This window comes from Streptomyces phyllanthi (assembly GCF_009377205.1).
GTDB classification, from domain to species: Bacteria; Actinomycetota; Actinomycetes; order Streptomycetales; family Streptomycetaceae; genus Streptomyces; species Streptomyces phyllanthi.
In genome coordinates this window covers 1-9495 of sequence record NZ_VJZE01000372.1, presented here as the reverse complement: position 1 = coordinate 9495, position 9495 = coordinate 1, and the positions used below count along the sequence as shown (strand labels likewise).

General features: G+C 74.3%; 6 protein-coding genes and 1 pseudogene. 2 read left to right on the top strand and 5 right to left on the bottom strand.

What is annotated here, in order from left to right; translation table 11 throughout:
• A pseudogene (locus FNH04_RS34680) lies at positions 1–339 on the top strand (long-chain fatty acid--CoA ligase); the annotation flags it as partial.
• A gap of 75 nt (positions 340–414) precedes the next feature.
• Here the strand turns inward: FNH04_RS34680 and FNH04_RS34675 are convergent.
• Positions 415–846 carry a hypothetical protein gene (locus FNH04_RS34675; RefSeq protein ID WP_152789823.1) on the bottom strand — a complete coding sequence of 144 codons (432 nt, stop codon included), beginning with the start codon at positions 844–846 and terminating at the stop codon, positions 415–417.
• A 166-nt stretch (positions 847–1012) separates the two neighbouring features.
• On the opposite strand from FNH04_RS34675, the gene FNH04_RS49145 reads away from it, so the two are divergent.
• A complete protein-coding gene (locus FNH04_RS49145; RefSeq protein WP_152789822.1) occupies positions 1013–5596 on the top strand; it encodes a cation-translocating P-type ATPase in 4584 nt (1527 codons plus the stop codon).
• Positions 5597–5779: 183 nt separating this feature from the next.
• Here FNH04_RS49145 and FNH04_RS34665 read toward each other — a convergent pair whose 3' ends face one another.
• The 4 genes from FNH04_RS34665 to FNH04_RS34645 all read right to left on the bottom strand — a co-directional run.
• Positions 5780–6544 (bottom strand): 2-phosphosulfolactate phosphatase, encoded by a 765-nt coding sequence (locus tag FNH04_RS34665; RefSeq protein ID WP_152789821.1) that lies wholly within the window; start codon positions 6542–6544, stop codon positions 5780–5782.
• Positions 6545–6588: 44 nt separating this feature from the next.
• Positions 6589–6948, bottom strand: coding sequence for a hypothetical protein (locus tag FNH04_RS34660; protein WP_152789820.1), 360 nt, complete (start codon positions 6946–6948; stop codon positions 6589–6591).
• Positions 6949–7080: 132 nt separating this feature from the next.
• Positions 7081–7722: an NUDIX hydrolase gene (locus tag FNH04_RS34655; RefSeq protein WP_152789819.1), complete on the bottom strand. Its 642-nt coding sequence runs from the start codon at positions 7720–7722 to the stop codon at positions 7081–7083.
• A gap of 185 nt (positions 7723–7907) precedes the next feature.
• The coding region (locus FNH04_RS34645; RefSeq protein WP_228031785.1) for a helix-turn-helix transcriptional regulator at positions 7908–9495 on the bottom strand (1588 nt) is incomplete at its 5' end.

The following is a 9495-nucleotide window of genomic DNA, read 5'->3' as shown; positions in this document are numbered from 1 at the left end:
TCCCAGTGCATGGTCGTCGGCGACACCCGCCCCTACATCGGCGCCCTCATCACCCTCGACCCCGAGGGCCTCAACCACTGGCGCCGGATGAACGGCAGGCACCCCGTCCCACCGGAACTCGCCGTCGACGACCCCCAGTTGTCCTCCGTCCTCCAGCGGGCGGTCGACGAGGCCAACAAGCTCGTGTCCCGCCCGGAGTCCATCCGCAGGTTCGCGGTCCTGGGGCGCGACTTCACGGAGGAGGACGGTCATCTGACCCCGTCGCTGAAGCTGCGGCGGGAAGCCGTCGCGCGTGACTTCGCGGACGAGATAGAGGAGTTGTACGCGAAGCAGGAGTGAGGGGAGGGGGAGGGGGCGTCGAGGGCGGCGCCCGGCAGCCGGTGTGCCGCCGTGCGCCGTCGGGCTGTGGCTTCGTCAGGTGTTCTTCCTGGTCGTGCCACGAGCCCTGGTGTCGCCCCTGGGCTCTCGTTCCACCTGGGTCTCAGTGGTCTCTTCGCGCGGTTCACGCGGTCCACGCGCTTCCTGCGTTTCCCTGCCGCGGCCGCGCACCAGCCAGGTGGCTCCGCCGACGGCGAGGGCGACCGGCCATTCCAGAGCCCCCGCCACGGCCAGCGCGCCGAGGCCTCCGTAGAACACCAGATCCTTGCCCGACGGCCTGCCGGGCAGCCGTGCCGTCGCCGACTGGGTGGTGCTGCGCACGTCCTCCCTGGTGAAGTACGGGATCGGCACCGGCGGGTGCAGCGTCCGTGTGTGCAGGTGCAGCCCGGCTCCCTCATGCGCGTGCGTCTCCGCGGGCTGCGACTCGGTCGCCTTGTCCTCGCGGGTGATCTCCGCTGTCCTGGCCATCCCCTGTCCTCCTCTCCGGAGTCGGCGTGGGGTGCCTCCTCAATTCTCGCTCACTTTTTCCCTATCTGTCATAAAAGCTCCATTTATTTCTCTTTTGCCGGATTGAGGCCGGTAGTTGTGGCTACCCGCGAAGGAGGGACCGGTGGCGGGAGGCGGGTGAGGCGTCGTGGCGATTCCAGTACGGGAACTGCTGCGCCCCGTCCTGTCCACCGCCGAGGCGCTGACCGGTGGGTCCCCGACCCGTGTCCGGTGCTTCGGCGGGCGCGCCCATGTCGCCGTACGGGGCCTGCGGGAAGGCGAACCGCGAGCCGCCGCCGCGAGGCTGGCCGAGGACGTCGAACGGCGGCTCAGGGCCCTCCCCAGCGTGGACTGGACCGTGGCGAACACCGTGCTCGGGCACGCCGTCGTGGCCACCACGGGCCCGCCCGACGCGGAGGCGACCGTGGCGGAGCTGACCCACGCGGTGGAGGAGGCGGAGAGGGAACACCGGGTCGAGGGGCCGCTGCCCGATCACCCCCTCTCCGGCAGGGCGGTCCGGCGGGCGGCATGGATCCTGGCCGTGCAGGTGGCCGCGGCACCCGCGGCAGCCGCGGCCCGGCTGAGCCGTCGCACCCTTCACCCCGCCATCGCGGCCATCGCCCCGATCGTCGACACCCAGCCCCGGCTGCGGCGGCTCCTCGAACAGACCGTCGGCGCCGGCAACACGCGAGCACTCCTGGCGGCACTGACGGCGGTGGGCCAGGTAGGCGCGGGCGGTGTCGTCGGTATCGGCGTGGACACCCTCCGGTACGCCCTGCGCCTGGTGGAGGCGACCGCGGAGACCGCCGCCTGGGCCCTGGCGATGCCGGGCCTCACGGGCACCGCACAGCACGCCGCGTCAGCCGCACCGGACGAGGCCGACGACCGGACACCGCGGGCACCCTCCCGCCCGGCGCCCCTGAAGCCCGGCCCCGTCGAGCGCTACGCCGACCGGGCCCCCGGACTGGCGGCCGCGTCCTTCGCCGGATCGCTCCTGGTCACACGGCGCCCGGGACGGGCCGCCGCGGCGGCACTGGCGGCGATCCCCAAGGCGCCCGTGGTGGCCCGCGACGGCTTCGCCTGCGTCCTCGGCCGGGGCCTGGCCCGCAGGGGCGTCGTCGTGGCCGACCCCGGCGCGCTGCGCGTGCTGGACCGGATCGGCACCGTGCTCCTGGACACCGGGGTCCTGGCCACCGGGTCCCATCTCCTGGCCGATCTGGTCGCCCTGGACGAGGACGTGCCGGCGGGGGAGCTGGCCGCGACGGCCCACCGCCTCTTCGACGGCTCCGCACCTCAGAGCCTCCGGCGGGACGGCGAGTGGATGCTGGGCCCGGTCGAGCGGCTGACCCTGCAGGGCCGTATGGGCATACGGGCCGCGGAGCGGCTGCGCCGTGACGGCGCCCGCCTCGTGCTGGGCCTGGCGCGGGGAGGGCGGCTGCTGGCGGTGATCAGCGTGGTGCCCGAGACGCACGACGCCGCGAGCGCCTTCGTCCCCGCCGCCCACACGGCCGGACTCACCGTCGTGGCCGTGGGCCCGCACACCGCCGACGCGGCCGTACGCGAGGCCGACGAGATCCGGCACGGACGGAGCGGAGACGGGCTGGCCGGCGTCGTTCGGGACCTCCAGCGCGGCGGCGACGGCGTGCTGGTGATCTCACGGAACCGGTCCGCGCTCCGCGCCGCAGACGTGGGAGTCGGCCTGACGGGCCCGCGAGGAGAGCCTCCCTGGGGCGCGGACCTGTACGTGGCCTCCGACCCCGCGGCGGCCGTAGTGATCGTGGAGGCCTGCCGTACCGCGCGGGAGACCGCGCAGCGCGGTGTACGGCTCGCCGAGGCGTCCGCCGTCATCGGCGCGACGGCGGCCCTGGCCGGGCGGGGACGGCGTCCGGCGGCCCGCAGCCTGGCTTCGTTCAACGCGGCCGCCGGGCTGGGAACCACCGTCGGCGCCTGGTCGGCCGTACGGCTGCTGCGGCGCCCCCCGCCGCTGCCCGCCGTCCACCACCCCTGGCACGCGATGGACCCGTCCACGGTGCTCGCCCGAGCCGGTGGCCGCGACACCGGACTGACGGCCGAGGAGGCGGGGGAGCGCGTCACCGTCCCGGCCGACACGGCTCCGGCGTCGTCGCTCGGCCGGGCCTTCGTGGCCGAGACGGCCAACCCGCTCACACCCGTCCTCGGCGTCGGGGCGGCCATGTCGGCGACGGTGGGCGCCGTACTCGACTCCGTCATCATCGTCGCGGTCACCGCCCTGTCCGGCCTGATCGGCGGCTTCCAGCGGTACCGGACCGACCGGGCCGTGGCCCGGCTGCGGCGCGAGGCGGCCGTGACCGCCAGGGTGCTGCGGGACGGGGAGGAGACCACCGTCTCCGCCGAGGACCTGGTCGTGGGCGATGTGGTGGTCGTGGCCGCCGGGGACGTGGTGCCGGCCGACTGCCGGCTGCTGGAGGCACACCACCTGGAGGCCGACGAGTCGGCGCTGACCGGCGAGTCGCTGCCGGTGGCCAAGGAGGTCGCGCCCGTGCTGGCGTCGGACCTCGCGGACCGTACCTCCATGGTCTACGAGGGCACGACCGTGGCGGCCGGCCGGGCCCGGGCGGCCGTCGTCGCGACCGGACCGGCCACCGAGGCGGGCCGGGCCGCGACGGTCGGACGGGGCGCCGCACCCCGCGTCGGCGTGGAGCGCAGACTGGCCCGGATCACCCGTACGACCCTGCCGGTGGCCCTAGGCTCGGCGGCGGCGGTGATGGGCGCGGGCATGCTGCGCGGACGCCCCGTGCGGGACACCGTCGGCGCCGGAGTGGGGCTCGCCGTGGCCAGCGTTCCCGAAGGGCTGCCGTTCCTGGTCTCGGCGGCCCAACTCGCCTCCGCCAGAAGGCTCTCCGTGCGCGGCGCACTGGTCAGGGACCCGCGCACCATCGAGGCGGCCGGCCGCACCGACGTGCTGTGCTTCGACAAGACCGGCACCCTCACCCACGGCCGGATCTCCCTCGTCGCCGTGGCGGCCGACGGCGACAGCCGCCCCCTCGACTCCCTCGGGGACGAGCAGCGTGCCGTCCTCGGCGCCGCACTGCGGGCCACACCACGCCCCCACGGCGACAACGGCGGGTTCGAACACGCCACGGACGGCGCGGTCACCGAGGGCGCGAAGGAGGCGGGGGTGCCCCGGACGACGTCCGCGCCGGGCTGGCGGCGCACCTCCAGCCTCCCCTTCGAGCCGAGCCGCGGCTTCCACGCCACGCGGGGCCGCTCCGGGGACAGTCTGATCCTCTCGGTGAAGGGAGCCCCGGAGGAGGTCGTCACCCGCTGCGCCACCCGCCACGGACGCCCCCTGGACGAGGAGGGCCGCAGAGCGATCCTCGCGGCGGGACAGAAGCTGGCCGCGAAGGGCCACCGCGTCCTCGCGGTGGCGGAACTGCGGGGCACGACCGACGGCAGACTCACCGACGAGGCCGTTCAGGGCCTCGACTTCCTCGGGTTCGTCGCGCTGGCGGACCGGGTACGAAGCACCGCCGCCGACGCCGTACGCCGTCTCGCGGACGCCGGGGTGCACATCGTGATGATCACCGGGGACCATCCGGGCACCGCCGAGTCCATGGCCCGCGAACTCGGAGTCCTGGACGGCCACCGCGTGGTGACGGGCGCCGGACTCGACGACCTGGACGACCGCTCCCTCGACGCGCTGCTGCCCGAGGTCGGCGTGGTCGCCCGCGGCACCCCGGTCCACAAGGTCCGCGTCGTCCAGGCGTTCCAGCGTCTGGGCCGTACGGTCGCGATGACCGGCGACGGCGCCAACGACGCGCCCGCCATCCGGCTCGCCGACCTCGGTATCGCGTTCGGCACGCGCGCCACTCCGGCCGCACGCGCCGCCGCCGACCTGGTCGTCACGGACGACCGTCTCGAAACGGTCCTGGCCGCCCTCGTGGAGGGCCGCGCCATGTGGGTCTCCGTACGGCAGGCCCTGGCGATCCTCGTCGGCGGCAACCTCGGCGAGATCGCCTTCACCCTGCTGGGCGCCGCAGCCACCGGCACCTCACCCCTGACGGCCCGTCAACTCCTGCTGGTGAACCTCTTCACGGACCTCGCGCCCGCCGTCGCCGTCGCCCTGCGTCCGCCCCGCCCCGAGGCCGCCGAGCGCATGCTCCACGAAGGCCCCGAGGTCTCCCTCGGTACGGCCCTCACCGAGGAGACCGTCTCCCGAGCGGTGGCCACGGCCCTCGGCGCCACCGGCGGCTGGCTCGCCGCCCGCCTCACCGGCCGCGCCGTACGCGCCCGCACCATCGCCCTGGTCGCGCTCGTCGGCGCGCAGCTGGGCCAGACCCTGCTGGCCGGAGGCCGGAGCCGGGCGATCGTGTTCTCCTCCCTCGGCTCCCTCGCAGCGCTGGCGGCCGTGGTCCAGACGCCCGTCCTCAGCCGGTTCTTCGGCTGCACGCCCCTCGGTCCGGTCGCCTGGACGATCGCCCTGACGGCGGCCACGGCGGCGACGCTGAGCTCCTTGTTCCTTCCGGCCCTGATCACGCGGGCCCGTGCCGCCGTCTCACCGGGCCGCGGTGCCGAACGCACGGCTGAGGCGGACGGGGACGAGGACCGGCGTGCGGGCATCGAGGCGCGCGGCGACCGGCACGGACCCGGAGCAGCCGGCGGGGGGACGAGCGGGGGAGCCGGCGGGGAAGCCCGTACCGATACGCTCCCGCCCCGAGAGGCCGTCCCGCACGTCATGGGCGACGCCCGCTGACCGACGCCGTACCCGCTTCTGACACACCAGCAGTCAGGAGACGACGCTCGTGATGAGCTCTTCGGCGACCTCGACAGCCTGTGCGGAGCCCTTTTCTTGGGGCGCACTGAGCGCATCGTGGCACGAAGAAGACCCGCTCGGACCGGCCCCTCCGGGCCGGCGGCATCCTGGGCAGACTGTGGCTCACCGCGCCGCGCTGAAGGCGCCACCGGTGAGCACCGGAACCAGCGGACAGGCATCCAGCTCGGCGGCGATCGAGACGTCCTCGGGGAACCCGCCGCCGATGAGCTCCCGCCCGGAGACACTGTCCCGCAGGTCCTGCCCGACGTCGGCCGAGGCGCGGAACGCGGCAGCGGCGATACGCGCCTCGGCCGACAGCGACGCTTCCCCACCGGTCAACCGCCGCAGCGAGGCGATGACGGCCCCGGCCCCGAGCAGATCCTCCACCGCGGGCCGCAGACCGCCGTCGGGCCACCGTTCCCCGGCGGCGACGACCCCGACGGCCCGCTCGGCCGTCGTACCGTAACCGTGCCCGGCGAGCCACGCGGCCACGGCGGTGGCGTTGCGCAGGCACCCGGCGACGACAGCCGCCCCGTTCGCGGCGGCCGAGATCGTCGATCCGTTGGGTGACGGAAGCACCAGGCGGGGTGCGAAGGGAGCCCGGCGCAAGGCGGCCGGGGACAGTGACCACGGCGCGTCCCGGCTCACGGCCCGCCGCCCCACGGCGAGTTCGGCATCCATCTGCTCGGCGAAGGCGTGGGCCGTCTCGTCCCGCCACGGATACGGGAACACCCGGGCCCCCGACTCGACGGCCACCGACACGGACGTGGTGAACGACAGCACGTCGACGACCACCAGACACGTCACCTCGCGGGCGAGCTGCTCGGCCCCGGCCGGCCCCCACTCGAACCGGACCCCATGACCCGACTGCAGGAAGTGATCACCCATGACCGGCGATCCTGCCATGCCGCAGCCCTCGAAGAGCCGGCAGATCAGAATCGGTAGCTGCGGTCCTGTTCGTCGCACTGGCTGCGGGCCCCGCCCTGAGGCGGAGCACAGACCTCGTGGTCGCTCCGCACCGTCTTCGTCTCGAAGTTGGCGGTGATGCGGGACTCGTGATCGTGGCCGGCACTGGTGCCCTGGACCCGGCAGAGGGGTTCGTCCTCGGTGAGCACACAGTGGTTGACGGTCTCGCCCTGGAGTTTCATGGTGACGGTGACAGTGGCCGAGCCCTCCGCGTCCTCCGTCCAGCAGACGCTCTCGTGGTACGCGCCGAGGGTGCTTTCCCGGCACGGGGGTTGGGTGAGTGCTTCACCGGGACCGGCTGACGCCAGCGGGGCGCCGGCGAACAAGAGAGCGACCGTACCCAGGGCGACAGCGGGTAGGCGAGACGGCGCCATGGCCTTCCTTTCCACGCAGCGGAATGTCGGCCAGATCCATTCCGTGGGGAAACGCCGGTGACGCCCGTAAATATGATGATTCCCTCATTCGGCGGCAACAGCGGGTCCGGGCTGTCCCCGGTCCTCGCTCCAGGCCTGCCGCAGCTTGTGGGCGAAGCGGTGCATGTGCGGGTCCAGCACGTCCAGCGGCTCATCGAGCACCTGCTCCACCGACAGCCACCGGATCGCCGAGAACTCCTCCTCGTCGTAGGAGGTGATGCTGCCGGCGTCGGTGCTGAGGACGTACCAGAGCGACACGTCGGTGTGCTCCCCCTGCCCCCGGGTCCGGGTGACCGTGAGGAAGAAGGGCCGCTCGCCCGCGACCGGCGCCGCGACCGCCGCGATGCCCAGTTCTTCCCGGCATTCACGGACGACCGCGGCCCAGGGGCGCTCGTCCGGCTCCACATGCCCTCCGGGAGGAAGCCACAGACCGGCCTTGCGGTGGGCGACAAGCAGCAACTCCCCGCGCCTCTCGTCCAGCACGACGAAGTAGCTCACCAGGTGCGTCGCCGGGACATCGGGCTTGCGCGTCCGGTAGAGCGGCGCACCCCCGGCGATCCACTCCGCGGCGGCCTTCAGGTGGGTCCGCTCAAGTTCGTCCCAGGGGGCGATGCCGTGGACGAGCTCGGCCAGCTCGGCACGGAGACGCTTGTCAGGATCACTGGTCAGGCTGGGGGAAGGGATCATCCGCGCATCCTCGCACCTGCGTCCGACAGTGCGGGGCGGTCGAGGAGGGGGGGCTCCTCGCCATGGAGCGGGAGACAGAAGCGACTTCATAGAGACGCCGCTCTCGCCTCCGACTGGGGCGTCACGGACCGCGCGCTCGGCAAGACCGTCTGGGCCGAGCTCCCCGTCCCCTGAACCGCCGCCCCTCAGTCCACCAGATCCGCCGCCGTCAGCAACCGCGTCAGATCCGTCCGCGACCGCACACGCAGCTTCCGGTAGATCCGCGTGAGATGGGCCTCCACCGTCTTGCGCGACACGAACAGCGACGCGGCCGCCTCCGTGTTGTTCAGGCCCCGTGCCACCGCCCGCGACACCTGGAACTCCTGCGGGGTGAGCTGGTCGAGGGCACCGGAGACATCGGGAGAAGACCTGGCCGTACCGGTCGCGGTCGGCATGCCCCCGGCCGCGGCCAGTTCGCCGGCGGTCCGCCTCGCCCACGGCGCCGCCCCGAGGCGTTCGAAGCACGCGAGGGCGGAGGCGAGCGGTGCGCGGGCCGCCGCCGGGCGGCGGAACCGGCGCAGTACCTCCGCCTCGCACAGCAGCGTGCGCGCCCAGTCGAACGGGCCCGTCGTGCGCTGGTGGGCCTTGAGGGCCAGTTCGAAGTGGGTTTCCGCCTCCTCCGGAGTGGAGGCCAGGAGGCCCCGGCAGCGCGCGGCCGCCGCCTCCGCCGAGGCCAGGCCCGTCTCCCGGGCCCGCTCCTCCAGCCAGGTCACGACCTCGGCGGCGCGCCCCGTACGGCCCGCCCGCAGGTGCGCCTCCGCGAGGTCCGCCGCGAAGGGCACCACCTCCGGATTGCCGATGCCCTGTTCGACGGCCAGGGCGAGGGTCTGTTCCAGCTGGTCGGCGGCCGCGTCATGGTCGCCGTACGAGAGCGCCGACAGGCCCAGGACCGCCGTCATGTGGAACTCCTGGCAGCCGATGCCGTACGCCCCGCACTCGCGCCGCGCGCGGGCCACATGGTCCTCGCACGCCCCACGGTCGCCCCGCAGGGCCTCCAGACGCGCCAGGCAGTAGAGCGTGTAGCTCACGCAGGTCAGCTGGCCCAGCTCCTCGGCCCAGCGCAGCGACTCCGTCAGGTCGCCGCGCGCCGAGGCCCACTGGCCGATCCGGGTCTCCAGCTCGCCCCGCACCGCAAGCGTGAAGCCGAGCACCCCCACCGCGCTGTGGCTGCGGGCCGACTCGACGGCGGTGTTGAGGAGACGGCGGCCCCGTGTGAACTCCTCCACCCGGCTCCAGGCCTGGCCCGCGATGGCGTACACCTGCTGGTCGCGTACGGGGTCGCCGGAGCCGTGCGCGTCGGCGGACTCCAGCATCTCCCGGCCCTTCGCCGTACGGCCCGCCATGACGAGGGCCGCGCCGAGGACGGTGAGGCTGTACCAGCGTTCGGGGCCCGTCGGGGAGGCCAGGGCCAGGGACTGCTCCGCCACCCGGACGGCCGCCGGGACATGGCCGTCGAGGCGCGCGGGCGCCGTGGCCTCGGCGAGCAGCAGACAGGCGCGGGCGGGGTCGAGGTCGCGTACGGCCTCGGAGGCGTCCAGCAGCAGTCCGTACGCCCGCGCCGGCTCGCCCTTCCAGGTGCACATACGGCCCAGGAGGCCCTGGATGTCGGCGCGCATCGCCGGGTCGGGGGTGATGCGCAGGGCCTCCTGGCACCACTGGGGGCCGGAGGGTGAGCCGCTGAGCAGGGCGTCGGAGGCGGCGCGGTGGAGGCGGGCGGCGCGGGCGGCGGGTTCG

Bases quoted from the DNA above. Each gene is read 5' to 3' on its own strand.
- FNH04_RS34655 (WP_152789819.1), bottom strand. From the start codon at position 7,722: ATGATCCCTTCCCCCAGCCTGACCAGTGATCCTGACAAGCGTCTCCGT.
- FNH04_RS34675 (WP_152789823.1), bottom strand. From the start codon at position 846: ATGGCCAGGACAGCGGAGATCACCCGCGAGGACAAGGCGACCGAGTCG.
- FNH04_RS34665 (WP_152789821.1), bottom strand. From the start codon at position 6,544: ATGGGTGATCACTTCCTGCAGTCGGGTCATGGGGTCCGGTTCGAGTGG.